The organism is Gluconobacter japonicus (assembly GCF_015244665.1).
In the GTDB taxonomy this organism is placed as follows: Bacteria; Pseudomonadota; Alphaproteobacteria; order Acetobacterales; family Acetobacteraceae; genus Gluconobacter; species Gluconobacter japonicus.
Genome location: NZ_JABCQN010000003.1, coordinates 161,729 through 181,879 on the forward strand (window position 1 = coordinate 161,729; position 20,151 = coordinate 181,879).

At 57.0% G+C, this 20,151-nt stretch carries 19 protein-coding genes and 1 tRNA gene; 14 read left to right on the forward strand and 6 right to left on the reverse strand.

Annotated elements, in window-relative coordinates:
- Window positions 1-69: 69 nt before the first annotated feature.
- Window positions 70-3,570 carry a transcription-repair coupling factor gene (gene mfd, locus HKD32_RS07190; protein WP_061933168.1) on the forward strand — a complete coding sequence of 1,167 codons (3,501 nt, stop codon included), beginning with the start codon at window positions 70-72 and terminating at the stop codon, window positions 3,568-3,570.
- A 19-nt stretch (window positions 3,571-3,589) separates the two neighbouring features.
- Here mfd and HKD32_RS07195 read toward each other — a convergent pair whose 3' ends face one another.
- A complete protein-coding gene (locus tag HKD32_RS07195) occupies window positions 3,590-4,462 on the reverse strand; it encodes a DUF2125 domain-containing protein (RefSeq protein ID WP_061933166.1) in 873 nt (290 codons plus the stop codon).
- 121 nt (window positions 4,463-4,583) lie between these two features.
- On the opposite strand from HKD32_RS07195, the gene HKD32_RS07200 reads away from it, so the two are divergent.
- Entirely contained in the window at window positions 4,584-5,402 is an 819-nt protein-coding gene (locus HKD32_RS07200; protein ID WP_061933164.1) for a DUF1217 domain-containing protein, read from the forward strand.
- Between the two features lie 73 nt (window positions 5,403-5,475).
- Window positions 5,476-6,888 (forward strand): pyridoxal phosphate-dependent decarboxylase family protein, encoded by a 1,413-nt coding sequence (locus tag HKD32_RS07205; RefSeq protein WP_194257780.1) that lies wholly within the window; start codon window positions 5,476-5,478, stop codon window positions 6,886-6,888.
- On the opposite strand, the gene HKD32_RS07210 is transcribed toward HKD32_RS07205, so the two are convergent.
- The 3 genes from HKD32_RS07210 to HKD32_RS07220 all read right to left on the reverse strand — a co-directional run bounded on the left by HKD32_RS07210 (window position 6,857) and on the right by HKD32_RS07220 (window position 10,447).
- A complete protein-coding gene (locus tag HKD32_RS07210) occupies window positions 6,857-8,731 on the reverse strand; it encodes a cobaltochelatase CobT-related protein (protein ID WP_194257781.1) in 1,875 nt (624 codons plus the stop codon). The genes HKD32_RS07205 and HKD32_RS07210 overlap by 32 nt on opposite strands.
- A 6-nt stretch (window positions 8,732-8,737) precedes the next feature.
- Window positions 8,738-9,754: a cobaltochelatase subunit CobS gene (cobS, locus tag HKD32_RS07215; protein WP_194257782.1), complete on the reverse strand. Its 1,017-nt coding sequence runs from the start codon at window positions 9,752-9,754 to the stop codon at window positions 8,738-8,740.
- A gap of 78 nt (window positions 9,755-9,832) precedes the next feature.
- On the reverse strand, window positions 9,833-10,447 hold the full coding sequence (locus HKD32_RS07220; protein WP_061933158.1) for a J domain-containing protein: 615 nt from the start codon (window positions 10,445-10,447) through the stop codon (window positions 9,833-9,835).
- A gap of 67 nt (window positions 10,448-10,514) precedes the next feature.
- On the opposite strand from HKD32_RS07220, the gene HKD32_RS07225 reads away from it, so the two are divergent.
- Together HKD32_RS07225 and HKD32_RS07230 are read left to right on the forward strand one after the other, a co-directional pair.
- Window positions 10,515-10,805, forward strand: a complete 291-nt coding sequence (locus tag HKD32_RS07225; protein WP_010501492.1) for a BolA family protein — start codon at window positions 10,515-10,517, stop codon at window positions 10,803-10,805.
- A complete protein-coding gene (locus HKD32_RS07230) occupies window positions 10,802-11,404 on the forward strand; it encodes a LolA family protein (protein WP_061933156.1) in 603 nt (200 codons plus the stop codon). Before HKD32_RS07225 ends, HKD32_RS07230 begins: the two co-directional genes overlap by 4 nt.
- Here HKD32_RS07230 and lipB read toward each other — a convergent pair.
- Complete coding sequence (gene lipB / locus HKD32_RS07235; RefSeq protein WP_061933154.1) at window positions 11,385-12,068, reverse strand: lipoyl(octanoyl) transferase LipB; 684 nt, start codon at window positions 12,066-12,068, stop codon at window positions 11,385-11,387. The two genes, HKD32_RS07230 and lipB, sit on opposite strands and share 20 nt — an antisense overlap.
- 75 nt (window positions 12,069-12,143) lie before the next feature.
- On the opposite strand from lipB, the gene HKD32_RS07240 reads away from it, so the two are divergent.
- From HKD32_RS07240 to HKD32_RS07275, 8 genes are all read left to right on the forward strand, one after another.
- Window positions 12,144-12,229, forward strand: a tRNA-Leu gene (locus HKD32_RS07240).
- Window positions 12,230-12,447: 218 nt separating this feature from the next.
- A complete protein-coding gene (gene galU, locus HKD32_RS07245) occupies window positions 12,448-13,326 on the forward strand; it encodes a UTP--glucose-1-phosphate uridylyltransferase GalU (RefSeq protein ID WP_010501497.1) in 879 nt (292 codons plus the stop codon).
- The gene (gene pgmG / locus HKD32_RS07250) at window positions 13,326-14,732 is read left to right on the forward strand and encodes a phosphoglucomutase/phosphomannomutase PgmG (protein WP_061933152.1); all 1,407 of its coding nucleotides are present in this window, start codon (window positions 13,326-13,328) and stop codon (window positions 14,730-14,732) included. Before galU ends, pgmG begins: the two co-directional genes overlap by 1 nt.
- Before the next feature lie 27 nt (window positions 14,733-14,759).
- Window positions 14,760-14,942, forward strand: a complete 183-nt coding sequence (locus tag HKD32_RS07255) for a DUF3553 domain-containing protein (RefSeq protein WP_051400821.1) — start codon at window positions 14,760-14,762, stop codon at window positions 14,940-14,942.
- A gap of 54 nt (window positions 14,943-14,996) precedes the next feature.
- Entirely contained in the window at window positions 14,997-15,725 is a 729-nt protein-coding gene (locus HKD32_RS07260) for a ComF family protein (RefSeq protein WP_382385040.1), read from the forward strand.
- Window positions 15,726-15,733: 8 nt separating this feature from the next.
- Window positions 15,734-15,991 carry a glutaredoxin 3 gene (grxC, locus tag HKD32_RS07265; RefSeq protein WP_061933150.1) on the forward strand — a complete coding sequence of 86 codons (258 nt, stop codon included), beginning with the start codon at window positions 15,734-15,736 and terminating at the stop codon, window positions 15,989-15,991.
- Window positions 15,992-16,477 carry a DUF2147 domain-containing protein gene (locus HKD32_RS07270; protein WP_061933148.1) on the forward strand — a complete coding sequence of 162 codons (486 nt, stop codon included), beginning with the start codon at window positions 15,992-15,994 and terminating at the stop codon, window positions 16,475-16,477.
- 104 nt (window positions 16,478-16,581) lie between these two features.
- Entirely contained in the window at window positions 16,582-17,853 is a 1,272-nt protein-coding gene (locus tag HKD32_RS07275) for a lactonase family protein (protein WP_061933147.1), read from the forward strand.
- A 41-nt stretch (window positions 17,854-17,894) separates the two neighbouring features.
- Here HKD32_RS07275 and ubiG read toward each other — a convergent pair whose 3' ends face one another.
- Complete coding sequence (gene ubiG / locus HKD32_RS07280; protein WP_061933145.1) at window positions 17,895-18,650, reverse strand: bifunctional 2-polyprenyl-6-hydroxyphenol methylase/3-demethylubiquinol 3-O-methyltransferase UbiG; 756 nt, start codon at window positions 18,648-18,650, stop codon at window positions 17,895-17,897.
- Window positions 18,651-18,825: 175 nt separating this feature from the next.
- Between ubiG and HKD32_RS07285 the strand changes: the two genes are divergently transcribed.
- Window positions 18,826-20,148 (forward strand): aspartate kinase, encoded by a 1,323-nt coding sequence (locus tag HKD32_RS07285; RefSeq protein ID WP_061933143.1) that lies wholly within the window; start codon window positions 18,826-18,828, stop codon window positions 20,146-20,148.
- Window positions 20,149-20,151 lie beyond the last annotated feature (3 nt).

Here is a 20,151-nt window from a genome sequence, read left to right on the forward strand (position 1 = left end):
GCAACGGGCGCTCCCCGGCTCCTCTTGATGTGTCAGGCTATGAAACGGCAGGTATAGGGCAAGAGCAGGATGGAACAAAACGAAACCATGACCCGTGAAATGCCACTCGCATCCTTTGGTCCAACCGTCTGGGGTGTGCCTGATGGAAGCGTAGCCCTCCTGCTGCGCCAGCGATTGTCCGAACATGATGGAGCGCTTTTACATGTTGCCCGGGACGACGCCGCCGTGGCCTCCCTTGCGGACATGCTGGCCTATCTGATGCCCGAAGTCGAAGTCCTGCGCCTGCCGGCTTGGGACTGTCTGCCTTATGACCGCGTCTCTCCAAATTCCGTCATCGTGGCCGAACGGGTCGGAACGCTCTGTCGCCTGCTGGAGCCGACCAAGGCGCGCCGGATTGTTCTGACGACAGTTCACAGCCTTCTGCAGCGCGTCCCCCCGCGTTCAGCCTTCAAAGGGCAGTCCATCAGCGTAGCCACCGGCGAAATGCTGGACCAGTCCATGCTGATCGAAGTTCTGGTCGCCAATGGTTACACCCGGACGGATACCGTCATGGAAGCTGGCGAATTCGCAACGCGTGGCGGAATTTTCGATCTGTTTCCGTCTGGTGCGCCGGACCCGATCCGCCTCGATCTGTTTGGCGATGAAGTCGAGAATATCCGTGCGTTTGACGTCGGCACGCAGCGTTCAACTGAAAAGCTGGCCCGGTTCGAACTGCGTCCCGTTTCTGAATTCTCGCTGGGCCCGGACAGCATTAGTCGCTTCCGGACAGGCTGGCGCGATACATTCGGCCCGGGGGCTGCGTCGGATACGATCTACGAGAACGTCTCGGACGGTCGCCGCTATCCGGGCTTGGAGCATTATCTGCCACTGTTCCATGATGGCGATGGCCATCAGATGGAAACGCTTTTGGATTATCTTCCTGATGCAGCCGTCAGTTTTGACAGCCACGCTCCAGATATTTTGAAAGCCCGGCTGGATATGATTGCGGACCATTATGAGGCCCGTCGTGTCCCCGTTCGGGAAGGGGAGATGCCCTATCGCGCGCTTCCCCCGCATCGCCTGTATCTGGATCGGCATGGCTGGGACGCGATGCTCTCCCGTACGCCATCTGTGCTGCTCAACGCTTTTGCAAAACCAGACCTTGGGGACGGCATTGATGCGGGCAATCGTCCAGGCCCGCTTTTCGCACGAGCCAAGGATGGGTCGCGTGATGGCGTGTTCGAGGCGTTCGGCAAGCAGGTAGAAGACTGGGCGCAGTCTGGCCGACGGACCTATGTGACTGCCTGGAGCCGCGGTTCGCGCGAGCGGATTGCCCATCTGCTTCAGGAACATGGCCTGACCACGGAAAGCCATGATGACTGGCCATCTGCTGCGGGCATGTCACGCGGCACGGTTGGACTGCTGGTGCTCGGGCTGGAGCGCGGCTTTGTTTCGGATCGGCTGTGCTTCGTCTCTGAACAGGATCTTCTGGGTGAGCGGGTTTCCCGGCCGCCCCGCCGCAAGAAGCGTGGCGAGCAGTTTATTTCCCAGGTTGGGGAAATCGCGGAAGGCGATCTGGTTGTTCATCAGGACTACGGCATCGGGCGCTATGTGGGCTTGCAGACCATTCGCGAAGGTCGGGTGGCGCATGATTACCTCTCCATTTTCTATGATGGAGAGCAGCGGCTTCTTCTCCCGGTTGAGAATATTGAGCTTCTGAGCCGATTCGGCTCTGAGCAGGCCAGTGTTCAGCTTGATAAATTGGGCGGTACGGCGTGGCAGGCCCGCAAGGCCAAGATGAAGTCGCGCATCCGCGTTATGGCGGGTGAACTGATCCGAACCGCTGCCGCCCGTGCGATGCGCGAAGCACCGACGCTGGCACCTGCTGAAGGTCTGTGGGACGAATTTTGTGCGCGCTTTGCATTTGTGGAGACTGAAGATCAGTCCCGCGCCATTGCGGATGTTCTGGAAGATATGAGTTCCGGACGTCCGATGGATCGTCTGATTTGTGGCGACGTCGGGTTCGGAAAGACGGAAGTGGCACTGCGGGCAGCCTTCGTGGCCGCTTTGTCTGGCATGCAGGTGGCTGTTGTCGTCCCGACGACTTTGCTGGCGCGTCAGCATTATCGGGGGTTCGTCGCCCGCTTTGAAGGCCTGCCCGTCCGGATTGCCCAGTTGTCGCGTATGGTGACGCCCAAGGAAGCAACGAAGGTGCGCGAAGAGATGGCTGATGGCCGTCTTGATATTGTCATTGGAACGCATGCGTTGCTCGCCAAGACAGTGTCCTTCAATCGCCTAGGCCTTCTCATTATCGATGAAGAACAGCATTTCGGTGTGGCTCACAAGGAGAAGCTCAAGGCTCTGCGTGAAGACGTGCACGTACTGACGCTCTCCGCCACGCCATTGCCGCGCACGCTTCAGCTATCCCTGTCCGGCGTGCGTGAAATGAGCCTGATCGCCACGCCCCCGACGGATCGTCTGGCTGTCCGCACGTTCATTACGCCGTTTGATAGCGTGATGATCCGTGAGGCCATTCAGCGCGAGCGTTTTCGGGGTGGTCAGGTCTTCTGCGTCCTGCCGCGTCTGGCGGATCTGGACCGGATGGCGGATCGTCTGGCCGAGATCGTACCGGACGCCAAGGTTGTTCAGGCCCATGGCCGTCTGACGCCTACGGAACTCGAACGGGTCATGACCGAGTTTGCGGATGGGAAGTACGATATCCTGCTCTCCACCAATATCGTGGAAAGCGGGTTGGATATGCCCAGCGTAAACACGATCATCATCCACCGGGCGGATATGTTCGGGCTAGGGCAGCTTTACCAGCTTCGTGGGCGTGTGGGTCGTGGCAAGCAGCGTGGTTATGCGTATCTGACCTGGCCGCAGACGAACCCGCTTTCGGCGGCTTCCGAGAAGCGTCTGGAAATTATGCAGACGCTGGATTCTCTGGGAGCAGGGTTCACGCTGGCCTCTCATGACTTGGATCTGCGTGGTGCTGGCAATCTGCTGGGCGATGAGCAGTCCGGTCACATCAAGGAAGTCGGTATCGAGCTGTATCAGCAGATGCTGGAAGACGCGGTTCTGGATCTCCGCCGCGAGCGGGGTCGCAAGGCAGAAGAGGATGAGAGCTGGACGCCCAATATCATTCTGGGCCTGCCAGTTCTTATTCCTGAAACCTATGTCCCCGATCTGCCCGTTCGTCTGGGGCTTTATCGCCGCATTGCATCTCTGAATGGGGACGCGGAAGTCGAAGCCATGCGCGCTGAACTTGTGGACCGTTTCGGATCCTTGCCGCCAGAAGTCGGCAATCTGCTGGACGTGGTGCTCATCAAGCGGCTGTGCCGTGAAGCGGGTGTGGAGCGTCTGGAAGCCGGGCCGAAGGGCATGGTGCTTCAGTTCCGCAAGAACCGGTTCCGCAATCCCGCCGGGCTGATCGACTGGGCGACACGAAAGAAGGACTCGGGTGTAAAGATTCGCCCGGACCACAAGCTGGCCGTGATCCGGGAAATGACGAACGCCACCCGGATTGGTTTTGCAAAGAAGGTGACGACCGTTCTGTGTAAACTGGTGCGGAAGGTGGAAGACGCGGACTGAGCGCGTCTTCCGGTTCTTTTTAAGGAACGGCGATTGGAAGCGGGATACGATTGACCGTCACAACGCCACCCTGAAGAGCAATGTCCCAACTGGTGGTGTCGCCATTCTGGCGGCCCATCAGGCGGGCGATCGTCAGGGCAGTGACGACCTTGGTTGGTGCCGTCTGGTGAATTTTTTCGATCAGGTCAGCAATGTTTGTGATGCTGACATGCGTGTCGGCAGTTGATGTCGCTGCGGAAGATCCGATCTGGATGGTTCCGGTTCCATCGACCGTGCTGCTGCCGGAGACAGCGTGCAGGGCGTTGATGGTGATCTGCTGTGACGCACCGGAAAGTCCGTGGATGGTTAGATCAGCCGAGAGTGCGGACGGAATAAGCGGCTGTTTCGAATCGTGGATGCCAGTTCCATTGACCTTCATGCGAAGATCAGGATTGGTCTCAACGGCATTGATGGTCGCGTGCTGAATCGTCATCGTATGGCCGGGGCGAGACAGCTTCACGTTACTCCAGGACGCTTCCGGTGTACCCTCATGGATATTATGAACCGTGATGGTTGCGTCCTGACCCTGACACGCCGGGCTTAGGCCGCCGCGGAAGGCGCTGAGGGCTGCATAGGCCGCAGTCGCGTTGAACTGTTCGAGTTTCGATTCTTCAACGGCACTTTTCGGGTCTTTCAGACTGATAGGGCCAATATCCAGTCCAATGCCGGTGCCTGTCAGGGTTGCATGCATTCCTGAGGCAGAGAATCCATGTGATGCAGCTTGGTGGCCGCTAAGCGAATACGTGAAGCAGGACGCGGGAATATTGGGCAGTGTGTCTGCGAAAGCGGAGGATGCGAAGGCTGGAAGAGCCGTCGCGATGGCCGTCAGAAGAAAGGTGCGGAAAGACATCATGCCCTCGGTGCTGGTGGTGTCCGATCTCTTGGACAACGTGTTGCTTCAAGACCGTTAAGACTCTCTTAGGATTATGGAGAGACAATGGTTCCCCAATATCCTTTCTTGCGGGTGAGTGTGCATGTCTTCGTCCATTTCCGCCATGCCAGCGGTGCCGCAGTATCTCTCCATCGTCAAAGATGAGCAGACGGCCGTCACCAAATGGGAGAAGACAAGCACCGACTCCCAACAGGCTTTGACCGCCTTCAAGAGCGAAGCCTCTTCAATCACAACACCGGATCAGCTTCTGAAGAACTACAAGGCGCTGAAGGTCGTTCTTGGCGCCTACAACATGTCGTCCAATATTGATCAGACGGCTGTTCTGAAACAACTCATGACACAGGATCCGACGTCCTCCACTTCTCTGGCTCAGAAAAGTGGCAATGCGTCTTGGAAAGCGTTTGCCACAGCATTTTCGGACTGGTCTACATCCCCTCTGGCTTCCGCCGATACAGTGGCAACCATTACGGAGAAGTACCTGACAAATGGATATGAAAGCAGCGTTCAGGAAGAAACGCCGGGTCTGGGCGATGCACTCTATTTCACCCGGACCGTCACGTCTGACACGAAGCTTACAAATATCATGTCGGATTCAAAGCTGCTGAAGGTTGCAGAGAAAGTCGCTGGGTTTGATTCTACCCAATTCGGTGCGCTCGATTATGATCAGCAGGTGCGATTGCTGGGCGACAAGCTGGATCTAACGCGGCTTAGCACTCCAAAAGGTGTTCAGCGCTTTGCAGAGCAGTATTTGGCGCTTCTGCAGATTAACCCGGACAAGACGACTACTCCCTCCAGTATGTTGACACTCTACGGTAGCAGTGGGTCTTCTGATGGCGTTCTGTCCCTGTTTACGGGCGGCAGCTCTTCAACGTCATCAAACCTTTATTCAGCGCTTTTCTGAGCCTGCTGCGTGACATCGCAGCGGGAGGTCTGTATCGCGGCTAGGGACATCTCGTAGCGAAAAGGATCTCTTCATGGCGGGACTGGACCCTGAAGACTGGAGCGGCATCCGTGCGATGGGGCACCAGATGCTTGACGCCCTGTTTGACCGTATGGAGCAGGTCGGGGAAGGGCCAGTCTGGCAGCCTATGCCACAGGACGCTCGTGACGCTCTGAAAACCGGTTTCCCCGAGCAGGGGCAGTCTCTCGAAGAGCTTCACAGTCGCTTTACGGATCTTGTTGTTCCCTATGGCAATGGAAATACCCATCCGGGTTTCATGGGGTGGGTGCACGGGGCAGGCACGCCCGTAGGGATGCTGGCGGAAATGCTGGCGGGTGGCATGAACGCTAATTGTGGTGGTCGCAGTCATGCTGCCAATGAAGTCGAGCGCGAAGTTATTCGTTGGGCTCTCTCCATGGTGGGTATGCCGGAAGGCGGCTCCGGTTGTCTTGTGACCGGATCCTCCATGGCTAACTTCATCAGTATCATAACAGCCAGTCGCGCGCAGGATATTTCCTTACGCTCCAAAGGCACGGGGGGCCGTAAAATGGTCGGCTATGCTGCCACAACCGCGCATGGTTGCCTTCCGAGGGCGTTCGATCTAGCGGGTTTTGGCAGCAATGCTCTCAGGCGGGTCCCGGTTCTGGCAGATCACAGGATGGATCTGGTCGCATTGAAGCGCATGATCAGGGAAGATCGTGAAGCGGGCTATACCCCGTTCATGGTCGCTGGAACGGCCGGAACCGTGGATTGTGGTGCGATTGATGATCTTGCCGGGATCGAAGCGATTGCCCGTGAGAACGGGCTCTGGTTCCACGTTGATGCAGCGTTTGGGGCTCTGGCCTGTCTGTCGTCCCGGTTTGAGAATGCGCTCTCTGGTATTGAGAAAGCGGATAGTCTGGCTTTTGATTTCCACAAATGGGCACAGGTTCCGTATGACGCGGGATGCGTTCTCGTACGTGATCGAAAAGCGCATGCGGCCGCGTTCGCTCAGTCCCTTGATTATCTGACCCGTGAACCCCGTGGCCTTGCGAGCGGTGCGCCATGGTTTTGTGATTTTGGGCCTGATCTGTCTCGCGGATTTCGTGCGCTCAAGGTCTGGATGACGCTGGGCCATTACGGCTCCCATCGTATGGGGGAAATGGTTGAAGCGTGCTGCGACGTGGCGGCGAACCTGGCACATCGTGTCCAGACGACACCGGGTTTGGTTCTTCTGGCGCCAGTGACGCTGAACATCGTCTGTTTCGGAATTGAGGACCTGTCAGATCAGGACGTGTCCGAACTGGTGCAGGATTTGCATGAAAGCGGTGTGGCAGCTCCGTCTACGACGCGCATTAACGGTCGGCTGGCGGTGAGGGCGGCGATCGTCAATCACCGCACCACGACCGCCGATACCGACCGTATGCTGGATGCTGTTATCGCGCTCGTCGCTGCCCGACGGGCGTGAATAGCTCGCTCAGCTGAGCCATCATGGTTCCGCCCAGGTCTTCGGCGGAGCTGATGGTCACGCTGTGTCGATAGTACCGTGTTACGTCATGGCCGATGCCGATGGCCAGAAGCTCTGTGTTGCGATCGCTCTCGATGCGCTTGATGACCTCACGAAGGTGGTTCTCAAGATAGTTGTGCGGATTGGCAGAGAAGGTGCTGTCATCCACCGGCGCACCATCTGAAATTACCATCAGAATATGACGGTGTTCCGGGCGCCGTTTCAGGCGTTTCCAGGCCCAGAGCAGTGATTCCCCGTCAATGTTTTCCTTGAGCAGACCATCCCGGAGCATCAGACCCAGATTTTTCCTAGCCCGACGCCATGGGGTATCCGCGTCCTTGTAAATGATATGCCGCAGATCATTCAGGCGGCCTGGCTCAGGTGGGCGCCCGTTTTTGACCCATTGTTCCCGGCTTTGACCACCTTTCCATTGACGGGTGGTAAAGCCCAAAACCTCCACTTTGACGCCACAGCGTTCCAGCGTGCGTGCCAGAATGTCGCCGCAGATGGCCGCTGTACCAATCGGGCGACCACGCATGGAGCCCGAATTGTCGATCAGGAGTGTCACGACCGTATCGCGGAACTCCATTTCGGTTTCATACTTGTAGGATAGCGGCATCGTAGGATTGGTCACGACGCGGGAGAGGCGTCCGGCGTCGATGATGCCTTCTTCCTGCTCAAACTCCCAGCGGCGCTGCTGCTGCGCCATGAGGCGGCGTTGCAGACGGTGTGCCAGACGCGACACGAGCCCCTGAAGCTGGACAAGCTGCTGATCGAGCTGCTGCCGAAGGCGATCCAGTTCATCCGGATCGCACAGATCAGCCGCCCCGACTTCCTCATCAAACTTCGTCGTGTAGGCTTTGTAGGACGACGCTATGCCCGTACCCGTGCCATCGCCCGTCTGATCGGAAGGGCCGGCGGCTTCTTCCGAACCTGTTTCAGGGGAATCGAGCGCGTCGGAAGACATTTCCGTCTCACCTGTGACGCCGCTTTCGCCGCTCTCGGGTTGATACCCGTCTTCCTGATCCGGCTCTTCGCCTGCGGGCGTCTGTTCGTCTTCCTGTGGGACGGCTGCATCGTCTTCAGACTGCTGCTCGTCTTCTGAAAAATCATCAGACGGAGCCTGCTGCTCAATCTCTTCCGGCAGTTCGGTCAGTTGGCACGCACCAAGAAGATGCGTGATCGCTTTGGCGAACGCTGTTTGGTCGCCCTGTGTTTCGGCCATTTCAGCCAGAGCATTCCGCGCAGATGGCGAAAGGGAGGAGCGCCATGCGTCCAGAGCCGGGCCTGCCTGTGAGGGCGCATGTTCGCCGGACATGGCTTCGCGGGCCAGAAAGCCAAGTGCCATGGCGGCGGGCATGTCGTCCTTGGTCGCCATACGATTGCAACCGGCCTCGGCGCATTGCTGGATGACGCGTTGATCCAGATTGGCCCGGACACCTGCCATATGCCGGGAGCCGTAGACTTCACAGCGGGCCTGCTCAAGCGCGGTATAGGCTTCCTGAGCCTGTGGCTCGGAGAAGTGTGCGTCCAGTCCATCTTTGTGGTGACGCAGTTTCAGGGCCGCGGCATCGGCTGCCCCACGGACTTTCTGGATCTCGCGGTCGTGCATACTGCGCGACATGTAAGGCAGCTGAATCGAGTCTGGTGCCGGAGGGGCTGGCAGTCGGTTGCCCACGACCACGCCCTGAAAGTCCACGTTCTGGTCGGGCGTACCGCCGAGAGCGCGAAGGGTCGCGATGGTGGCGCGGCGGAAGCCCTCCTGACGGTTCTCGTCAGGAGGGGAGTTCTTGGGCGCGGACAAGGCTTTTTACTCCACCGGGGAGGCGTTGAAGCAGCGCTGATAGTACTCGGCCACAATCCCGCGCTCTGCTTCGTCACACTTGTTCAGGAAAGTGAGGCGGAAGGCGAAAGCCACGTCATTGAATATCTGAACGTTTTCTGCCCACGCGATGACGGAGCGGGGAGACATGACTGTAGAAATGTCTCCAGCCATGAAGCCTGCCCGTGTCAGGTTGGCGAGAGCCACCATCCGCTCGACCATCTTTGTCCGGTCCTTGTCGTCCGCGCCAATTTTCAGCTTGGACGTGACAATGGCGACTTCCTGCTCCAGCGGCAGATAGTTCAAAGTGGCGACGATGTTCCAGCGGTCCATCTGACCCTGATTGATCTGCTGGGTGCCGTGATACAGACCGGTCGTATCCCCAAGACCAACCGTGTTGGCCGTGGAGAACAAACGGAACGCCGGGTTCGGGCGGATCACGCGGTTCTGGTCGAGCAGGGTCAGGTGACCTTCTGCTTCCAGAACACGCTGGATCACGAACATCACGTCCGGACGTCCGGCGTCGTACTCGTCAAAGATCAGTGCACAAGGATGCTGAAGGCACCATGGCAGCAGACCTTCACGGAATTCCGTCACCTGCTTGCCGTCCCGCAGGACGATGGCGTCCTTGCCGATCAGGTCAATACGCGACACATGGCTGTCGAGGTTGATACGGACGCAGGGCCAGTTCAGGCGCGCAGCAATCTGCTCGATGTGGGACGACTTGCCGGTACCATGGAAGCCCTGAACCATAACGCGGCGGTTGTATGCGAAGCCTGCAAGAATGGCGCGGGTCGTGTCTTCATCGAACTTGTAGGACTCGTCGATATCGGGGACGTGCTCGGTCCGCACCGAATAGGCGGGCACCTGAATATCCGTTTTGATACAGAAGACCTCACGCGAGGATACCATGAGGTCAGGCGCACCGAGAACGCTGGTTGGCACTGTTGAACTTTCAGCAGTGGTGACGGTTTCCGGGGCGTCGATCGTCGCGAAATCACTCATGGGTCTGACGGACTTTCATTGAATTCAGGAATGTTCTGAAAAGATGGGCCTTTAGGCCGTATTCTTCCAGAGAGAAAATCAGGAAACGAACTCTGATTCGCGGCTGAAATGCGTTTTCAGAACCGAATAGGCGGCTCCGATGGCTTTGAAACGCTCTTCAGCTTTCTGGTCACCGATATTCGCATCCGGATGATGACGACGTGCCAAGGCGCGATAGCGGGTTTTTACGTCATCCAGCGATACAGGCCAGGAGAGGTCCAGTGTCGCCAGCGGCTGGCGGAGTGGCTCTGGTGGCCCACTGGCTGTGGCGCGCTGTCTGGCACTTTCTTTGGCCCGTTCGGCACGATTCCGACGGCTGGCGCCGAGAATATCCAGCGGGTCGAGAATATCCTCTTCGTTGAACTCAGCCTTGTTGGCCGTGCCGGTACCGAGTTTCCATGAAGGGCGCTGCCAGGACGTATCTGCGCGCAGATGGGCCTCGATCTGGCCGGGTGTCATGCCACGGTAGAAATCCCAGCGGGAATTATATTCGCGCACATGATCAAGGCAGAACCAGAAGTAGGATCGCAGGGCATCCCGCCCACGGGGTGCACGATAGCCGGCACGTTCCGTGCAGCCCGGATGGTCGCAGGTCTGGTCCGGTGCCTCTGGATCGGGGTCAAAGGCCCGATGTCTGGTAGATTTACGCTGCATGGTGTCTGATATGGGCAATGTGAGCCGCCTGATGCAAGCGGACAAACCAAGTCGGATTTAATTGACCATGACACAGCCCCTTACAAGACGGGACAGAATTGCCGAAATTCTCACGCGGGAACTGGCGCCCAGTGCTCTGGAAATTCATGACGACAGTGCCCGTCACGCTCATCATGCCGGGGCAAAAGCTTTGGGAAATCCAGGAGAAACGCATTTCAATATCGCTATCACCAGTGCGAAGTTCGACGGTCTGAACCGGATTGCCCGGCATCGTCTGGTGAACGGATTGCTCGCCGGGGAGTTTGAAACGGGACTACACGCCCTGTCTCTTGTTCTCCACGGAGAAACCACTCCATGAAGCGTGCTCTTCTGACTCTTCTGACTCTTCTGTTTCTGTCTGGCTGCGCCACGAGCGGCTATGGCCATCTTCCTGCTGATCAACAGGCAGATGTACATCGCATTGAAACCTACATGAACGGTGTGACCGGGATGCGGGCGTCATTCAACCAGATTGGTCCGGATGAGGGGCATAGTTCTGGACGATTCGTTTACATGCCTGGGCATCTGCGCCTCGACTATGTAACTCCACACATCATGGAGCTTGTCGCGGGTGACGGTCATCTTGTGCTGGATGACATGGACAGTGGGGCCGTGACGCATCTGTCTCTGAAGCGGAATCCGCTGGGCCTGCTTCTGCATCATCCGATCCGCTTTGATCGGGATATTCAGGTCACGGATGTGAGGCGAGGGCAGGGATCGCTTCAGATTTCCGTGGCTGAGGCAAACAACCCGTCTCAGGGGCTTCTGACGCTTCAGTTCTCTGACATGGACGGTAAGTTGTCCCTGATGGGTCTTCAGGGCGTGGATGCCCGTCAGAACCGTTTCAGCGTGTCATTGAACAGCGTGGAGGAGGGTGTGGCGTTCACACCCACGGTTTTCACTCCTCCTGGGGGATAGATCCGAAATGCGCTGGCCATGCTGCGGCCAGCGCCTCGTCCAGATCCTGCATGGTCAGGGCTGGATTGAAGCGGCGAAGACTCGTGACGCCAAATTCCCGGATGCCGCAGGGAACAATTCCATCGAAATCGTCCAGAGCCGGGTCAAGATTAATCGAGACACCGTGCCAACTGACCCAGCGGCTGACGCGGATGCCAAGCGCAGCAATTTTTGCCTCCTGACCGCTCACAGGATCAACGGTCCAGACGCCTATGCGCCCGTCACGGGTGAAAGCCCTCACGCCGAGACGTGCCAGCGTCTCGATGATCCATTGTTCCAGCCCTTTGACGAACGCTCTTAAGTCACGTGGCGGGATGGTACCGTTTTGCTGGCCAAGATTTAGCATGACATAGGCCAGTCTCTGGCCGGGCCCATGATAGGTCCATTGTCCCCCGCGCCCTGCGCTATAGGTTGGATATCCATGAGGGTTGTAGAGATCTTGCGGCCGGGCAGATGTTCCGGCGGTAAAGATCGGTGGGTGTTCTACGAGCCAGACAAGAGGGCAGGCAGTCTCTTCATGGATCTGACGGGAACGGGTCGCCATGAAATCCAGGGCTTCAGGATAAGGTGTCAGCCCGTCTGATTTTTTCCACAAAATTTCTGCACAAATATCGTTTCTGGTCATTGCTCTCGCTTCAGGCTTCGGCTATATCGCCCCTCACCGGACGGTCTTGCACTACACAAGACGGTTTGTCACGGGGCGGCCGTGGCGGAATGGTAGACGCGCAAGCTTGAGGTGCTTGTGGGGGCAACCCCGTGGAAGTTCGAGTCTTCTCGGCCGCACCATTTCCCTTTTGAGGGGAATGGAAAAATTCTCGAAAAAATCACAAAAACAAAACTCCCCCTGAATGCCAGAGTTAAGGCATCCAGTGTGGTGTTTTGCGTCTGTGCCATTTTATTGCCAGACGGCTAATCCACCGTTATGCCTTTCTATGTTTTCATCAGAGCGTTGTGAGCTTCGGCTCGGCGATCGGATGATTGTTCTGGCTGATGTGTGAGGTTTCGTGATCAAGCCCCTGAAGAAAGCAGTCCTTCCCGTTGCAGGACTTGGAACTCGGTTCCTTCCGGCGACCAAGGCTATGCCAAAGGAAATGCTTCCTGTCGTCGACAAGCCGCTGATCCAGTACGCCATCGACGAAGCGCGTGAAGCTGGCATCGAAGAATTCTGCCTCGTCACCGGGCGCGGTAAGGACAGCCTGATTGATTATTTCGATATCGCTTACGAGCTTGAAGCTACGCTGAAAGAGCGTGGCAAGAAGAGCGCGCTTGAAGCCCTACAGCCCAGCAGTGTGCAGGCTGGCTCACTTGTGGCTGTCCGTCAGCAGGAGCCACTGGGCCTCGGTCATGCCATCTGGTGTGCCCGGTCCTTTATCGGTAACGATCCATTCGCTATCCTTCTCCCGGATGACATCGTAAAGAGCGGCCGCAGCTGTGTTGCCCAGCTTGTCGATGCCTACAATCAGACAGGCGGCAACGTCGTTGCCGTAACGGAAGTGCCGCGCGAGCATACCAACCGTTACGGTATTCTGGATGTTGGTGCGGACGACGGCCGCCTCGTGGAAGTAAAGGGTCTGGTTGAGAAGCCAAATCCTGAAGATGCGCCGTCCAATCTGTCGATCATTGGTCGTTATGTGCTGACGGCTGATGTGATGAAGCACCTTTCCAAGCTGGAGCGTGGCGCTGGTAACGAAGTGCAGCTGACGGATGCCATGGCCAAGATGATCGGGCATGTCCCGTTCCATGGTCTGCGTTATGAAGGCACGCGTTATGACTGTGGTGACAAGGCCGGCTTCCTGGAAGCACAGATTGCCTTCTCGATTGATCGCCCTGATCTGGGTGATGCGGTGAAGGCATTCCTCAAGAAGTATGTCGACGCTGTTTGATGTCTTTCAGACATGATTTTGATCCAACCAGTCTCCGCGAATATGATATTCGCGGGATTGTTGGAAAAACGCTTCACCCTGAAGACGCTTTTGCGATTGGTCGTACTTTTGCGAGCATGGTCATCCGGCAGGGTGGGCGCAGCGTTGTCGTTGGTTTTGACGGAAGGTTGTCTTCTCCTGCTCTTGAAGATGCCCTTGTCAAAGGCGCCGTAGAATCTGGTGCGGACGTTATCCGCATCGGCTGCGGCCCGACGCCCATGCTCTATTTTGCGTCCGTTGCCCTGAAGGCTGACGGCGCAATTATGGTTACGGGAAGCCATAACCCGCCGGATTATAACGGCTTCAAGATGATGAGTGCTGGTAAGCCGTTTTACGGAGACCAGATTCGTGAACTGGGGCATCTGGCTGCAGTAGGAAATGTTGTTCCCGCGACTGAGGGAACGTCGCGCAGTGAAGACATTTCCTGTGCTTATATTGCCCGCCTCCTTCAGGATTACGATGGGTCACGCCCGCTCAAGGTCGTGTGGGATAATGGTAACTCTGCTGCGGGCGACGTGCTGTGTCGGCTGGTTGAAAAATTGCCAGGTGAACATACGGTCTTGTTTCCTGAAATTGACGGCCATTTCCCGAATCATCACCCCGATCCTACCGTTCCCAAAAATCTTCAGGATCTGATTCTTAAGGTTAAGGACACAGGTGCGGATCTTGGCATCGCCTTTGATGGTGACGCAGATCGGATCGGTGTGGTTGACAATCAGGGGCAAATTCTCTGGGGGGACCAGATTTTGGTGCTTCTGGCCCGTGATGTGCTTCGGGAGTATCCCGGCGCGACAATTATTGCGGATGTGAAGGCCAGCAAGGTTTTCTTTGATGAAGTCGAGAAAGCAGGTGGTCAGCCGCTGATGTGGAAGACCGGCCATTCTTTGGTAAAAACCAAAATGGCTGAGACAAAGGCCCCTTTGGCGGGCGAAATGTCGGGGCATATCTTCTTTGCCGATAAATGGTATGGCTTCGATGATGCGCTCTATGCGGCGGTACGGTTTATAGGGATTGTCTCTCGACTGGGGCAGCCGCTTTCACAGGTTAGACGTGCATTGCCAGAAACAGTCAGCACGCCTGAGCTGCGTTTTGATTGTGCCGATACGCGAAAATTTGACGTGATAGCTGAAGTTGCAAAGCGCCTTCGGCGTGAAGGTGCTGACGTCTCTGAAATCGATGGTGTGCGCGTTAATACAGAGGACGGATGGTGGCTCTTGCGCGCGTCCAATACCCAGGCGGTTCTGGTGGCTCGGGCAGAAGCCCTGACCTCAGCAGGACTTGACCGTCTGAAGCAGGCTCTGGCGATTCAGCTTGAAAATTCAGGTCTTATGGCACCAGATTTTTCTGGTGAAAACGCTGGGCACTGAGGGTCTTTTCATGGCATGGACAACGAGATGTCCATGCCATTTCAGTCTTTTCTAGAGCCCGGCCAGATCGTGCAGCACCCTGACTATCCGGAGTGGGGTTGGGGACAGGTTCAGTCTGCAATTGCGGAGCGTGTGACCGTTAATTTTCAGAATGAAGGCAAGGTTCTGATTGACGCTTCACGGGTGACGCTAAAGCTGGTGCAGTCCTGATTGCGAAGCATACTGCCGCCGTTTTTCTCTCGCTGTTGCCGGACACTTCTTGATTTGGCGCTTCCGCCAGTCTGTTCCGGGTGTGGGGCCGATGTCATGACAGATGGAGCATTCTGCTCTGACTGTTTCTCTTCCGCCCGGCGCATTATCTCCCCCTGCTGTGACCGGTGTGGGACACCACTGGTCAATGAGACTTATGGGGGGGCCAGAAAAATCTGCGTTTCCTGTCAACTGAAGCCTCCCGTCTGGCGTCAGGGGCGCGCGGCCTTTGTTTATGATGATTGGTCGCGGCGGATGATCCTTCCTCTGAAATATTCTGACAGAACGGAAAATGCAGCCGTCCTTTCCCGGGAAATGGGAAGGGCCGGAATAGCCTTGCTGGATCAGGCAACAGTATTGGTGCCTGTGCCGATGTACCGGGGGAAATTGTGGAGGCGTCGTTACAATCAGGCCGCGCTTCTTGCTCATGGACTGGCGCGTCGCAGCAAAGTTCCTGCTTTACTGGATGGGCTTGAGCGTAAGCGGGCAACCAGAGCGCTTGCTCGGCTTTCTCCAAAAGAACGTTATGCTGAAATTGCAGATACGATTGTTGTTCGGCCAGGGCGTGAAAAACGAATTGCGGGGCAGGCCGTTCTATTGGTGGATGATGTGCTGACAACCGGAGCGACGGCATCGGTCTGCGCGGATGCACTCTTGAAGGCGGGAGCATTATCGGTGGATATTCTCGTTGCAGCCCGGACCGGCAAGGGCGATGAACGGGATGTTCCGTATCCCGAGGAGTAAAAAACCATATGTCAAAAATCGAAATTTTCACGCAGCCGGGATGCCCATACTGTGTTCATGCTGTCGATCTTCTCAGATCGAAGGGTGTAGCTTTCCAAGAGATTAATGCGCCGCATGGAACGCGGGAGCGGGAGGAGGCTATTGCGCGGTCGGGACGCCGGACTGTTCCGCAGGTCTTCGTGAACGGAACGCCTCTCGGCGGGTGCGATGATATTGTGGCGTTGGATCGAGCAGGGCGGCTTGATTCCCTGCTTGGCGGTGTCTGAGTGCGGTGGGGATTGATCCTGTCGGGTCTGCTGGCGTGTCTGTCTCCTTCAATGGGGCGGGCCGCGGCAACCGCTGATGTCTCTTCGGCTGCCGGTCCTTCTGAACTGGGTCTTTGGTTGTCCGGCGGGAAGGATGGTGTCTTCTCGATCGAACGCTGTGGAAGCAACGGGAATGCCTTGTGTGGCAAGCTGGTCGGCATGGACTATGATGGGGAAATGCCGAAAGACACCTGGGGTCGAGCTGAGTGCGGCTTATGGATGTTGACAGACTTTGTACCAGTTGAAGACCACAAATGGGGTGGTCACATTCTTGATCCACGGAGCGGACGTGTTTATCAGGCCTACATCTGGCTTTCGGAGCCGAATGTCCTGAAGCTGCGGGGCTATGTTCTGGGAATGCCTCTGTTGGGGAAAACCGAGACCTGGACCCGGTATACCGGTGGCGCCTTTGGCGCGCAGTGCAAGATGCCTCCGCAGTCTCACTGAGAAACTATCATGGCAGACCGTATCCTTCTGATATGGTCTTTCAGAAATGCGCAGGTCCGATGTGGCCTTGGCATCTGCCAAACTGAAAGGATCGTGGAACCATTATGTCCCACCCCGTTTCCCGTCGCGATTTTGCGCTTGGACTTGCTGCTGGTGCCGTTGCAACCGGTGTTGCAGGAACGTCTCATGCGGCGGACGAGCCCACAGTCATTCCCGTTCCGCCACCGCCGCCGAAGCCTGTTTCCAAGACAGTCTGTTTCGTCGGCGGATACACCAAGCATGCTCCGCCTGGCGGAGCAGGAAACGGGCAGGGAATTGCCGTCTTCGAAATGGATCGTGAATCCGGCGTTCTGACGCCGATCACGACTTATACCGATATTGCCAGTCCTTCATTCATCACGCTGTCTGCGGATAATCATTTCCTGTACGCTCTTAGCGAGATTGATGATTACAACAAGGATGGGCATGGGTCTGTTACGGCATTTGCCGTGGATCAGAAGACCGGCTCCCTGCGCAAGCTGAACGTGGTCAGTTCCGGCGGAGCCGTTCCAGCGCATCTGAGTGTTCACCACTCAGGGCGTTATGTGCTGGTGGCGAATTATGTGGGTGGTTGTGTGGCCGTTCTGCCGATCCGGAGCGATGGTTCTCTGGGAGAGGCAACGGACGTCGTTCATAACACTGGTCCGCGTCAGCCAGAGCGTGCAGCCGACAACCCGCAGGGCAACTTCGCAGTTTCGGATCATTCGGGCTCCCATCCACATATGATCCGCTCTGATCCGAGTGGGCGATTTGTGATTGCGGATGATGCTGGCCTGGATCGGGTCTATGTCTGGACACTGAACCTGACGACCGGAAAGCTGATTCCGGCCAAGACGCCGTATTACGATATGGAGCCTGGTTCTGCGCCGCGTCACTTCGAGTTCAATCACTCGGGGCGCATCATGTATAATCTGTGTGAGCAGAACTCGAAGATCGTTGTCTCCAGCTTCGATCCGCTGACGGGTGTCATCACCAATATTCAAACTGTCAGCACGGTCACACCGCACTTCCGTGGTTCAACGCTGGCTGCGGAAATTTTGATCTCGGCCAGTGGTAAGTATGTCTATGCGTCAAACCGTCTGGGCGATTCGCTGGCTGTGTTCGCGATTGCTGCGGATGGAACACTGTCCTTGCAGGATGAAGTCTGGATGCACGCTGATTACGGCCGTGCCATGATGTTTGATCCGTCTGGAACATTCCTGTTCTGCGCTAACCAGCGTTCGGATGCGGTGACGTCCTTCAAGGTGGACAAGAACACCGGACAGCTTGCGTTTACTGAGAACTTTACGCCTGTCGGTAGCCCGACGACGTTTGCGTTCATGAACACGCAGGTCTGACCTTCCATAAAAAAGGCGCTCTCCGGAGCGCCTTTTTTGTTTCAGCCCTTCGTGAACATCGCGATGTAGTTCACGCCAGTGTCGCGGGTCGTGCGCCAGCGCGGGGGCAGGTAGCTCATGCCAGCAATATCCGTCATGCGCAGACCGGCGTTACGGGCCATGGCTGCCAGTTCTTCCGGCTTGATGAATTTCTTCCAGTCATGTGTGCCGACGGGCAGCATCCGCAAAATGTATTCCGCGCCCAGCTTTGCCATGGCGAATGAGCGCGGCGTACGGCTCATTGTGGAGACGGCAACCATGCCGCCTGGACGGGTCAGGGCTGCAAGCATGTGCAGAAAGTCCTGCGGATCGTTGACGTGCTCGATGACTTCCAGAGCTGACACGACGTCGAATTGTACGCCTTCCTCGACCAGATCTTCTGCGCTGCCATTGCGATAGGTCAGGGGGGCGGCACTCGGTGGCAGTGGGTAGTTAGCCTGATGCGCGCGAGCGGCTTCGATCCCGTCCGGGCTTGCATCAAGGCCGAGCGTCTCGAACCCCAGTTTTGCAAAGGCTTCGCTGGCGAGGCCTGCACCGCAACCGATATCGAGCAGGGAAAGGCGTTTTCCTTCGGACGGCTTGAGAGAAGTCGTCCGGGAAGAGACCCAGTCTGTACGCAGGGGGTTCATGGCGTGAAGAGGGGCCATCGGGCCGCGCGGATTCCACCAGTCCTTGGCCAGCGCACTGAAATGGGCGATTTCGGAATCGGAAACGGAAGAGCGATGTGAGGTGCTTCCGGAAACGGTTTCTGAGGCCATCAGAACTGTCCTTCTGTGTGCCCGCATGATGCCGTCGGCTGGACGCGGCGTGGCGAGACGAGTATGTGGACCGGCAGAGTCTGTTCAGAAGACCGGCCGGCAAATCTGTTTTGTGCCGTATCCGATGCCAGACCCGAGCGCGCAACGCCAGACACGTACTGGAGCCTTATCCGCGATGTCCATGTCCGATACTCCCGTTCACGACCAGGTTTCGGGTCGTGCCGATACTCTTTCCATGTCTGTGGATAGCGGGAAACGGAAAACGATCGTCATGAAATTCGGCGGTACATCCGTCGGAAATATTGAACGCATCCGGATCGTTGCGCAGCGGGTCAAGGCCGAGCATGCGCTTGGGCGTCGGGTGGCTGTTGTCGTGTCAGCCATGGCGGGTGTGACCAATCAGATGGTTGGATACTGTGCCGAGTTGGATCCGCTGGCGGACCCAAAGGAATATGATGCCGTCGTAGCGTCTGGCGAGCAGGTCACGAGTGGTCTTGTGGCTATTGCGTTACAGGCTATTGGCGTTCCGTCGCGCTCTTTTCAGGGCTGGCAGATCCCGCTTGTGACAGATGACGCGCACGGGAAAGCATCCATTGATGGTGTTGACGGTACTGAACTGCTGAAATGCCTTGATAATGGTGTTGTGCCGGTTATCGCTGGTTTCCAGGGCGTAGGCCCGGATAACCGGATTGCCACACTGGGGCGTGGCGGATCGGACACATCTGCTGTAGCGATTGCCGCTGCTATCCATGCGGATCAATGCGACATCTATACGGATGTTGATGGAATTTATACGACGGACCCGCGTATCGTAAAGCGTGCGCGGAAGCTGGATCGCATCACATATGAAGAGATGCTTGAACTCGCTTCCGTAGGCGCCAAGGTACTTCAGACCCGCAGTGTTGGGCTGGCGATGCGTGAAGGGGTCCGTGTACGTGTGCTGTCGTCATTCTCCGAGACGGATGATGACAGTGGGTCGATTGTGGTGGATGAGGACGAGATCGTGGAGAAGGAACTGGTTGCGGGCATTGCCAGCTCGCATGATGAAGCAAAGCTCTCCGTCCGGCGTATTCCGGACCGTCCGGGCATCGCAGCGGCCATCTTCGGACCTCTGGCTGCGGCAAACATCAATGTGGACATGATCGTGCAGAGCACGGGCGTTGACCGCATGACGAACATGACCTTTACGGTCGGCAAGAGCGACGAGGCGGCTGCCCGCGCTGTTCTGGAAAAGGCTCATGCCGATATTCAGTACGGTGAGCTTGAGACATCTCACAACGTTGTGAAAATCAGTGTTGTCGGTGTTGGTATGCGCTCCAATGCCGGACTTGCTGCGACCATGTTCGGCACTCTGGCGGAGCGCGGGATCAACGTGCAGGTGATTTCCACGAGCGAAATCAAGATCTCCGTCCTGATTGATTCGGAATACAAAGAGCTTGCGATGCGTGCACTGCACACCGCGTACGGGCTGGATAAGAAAGAGGAACCCTCTACGTGAGTG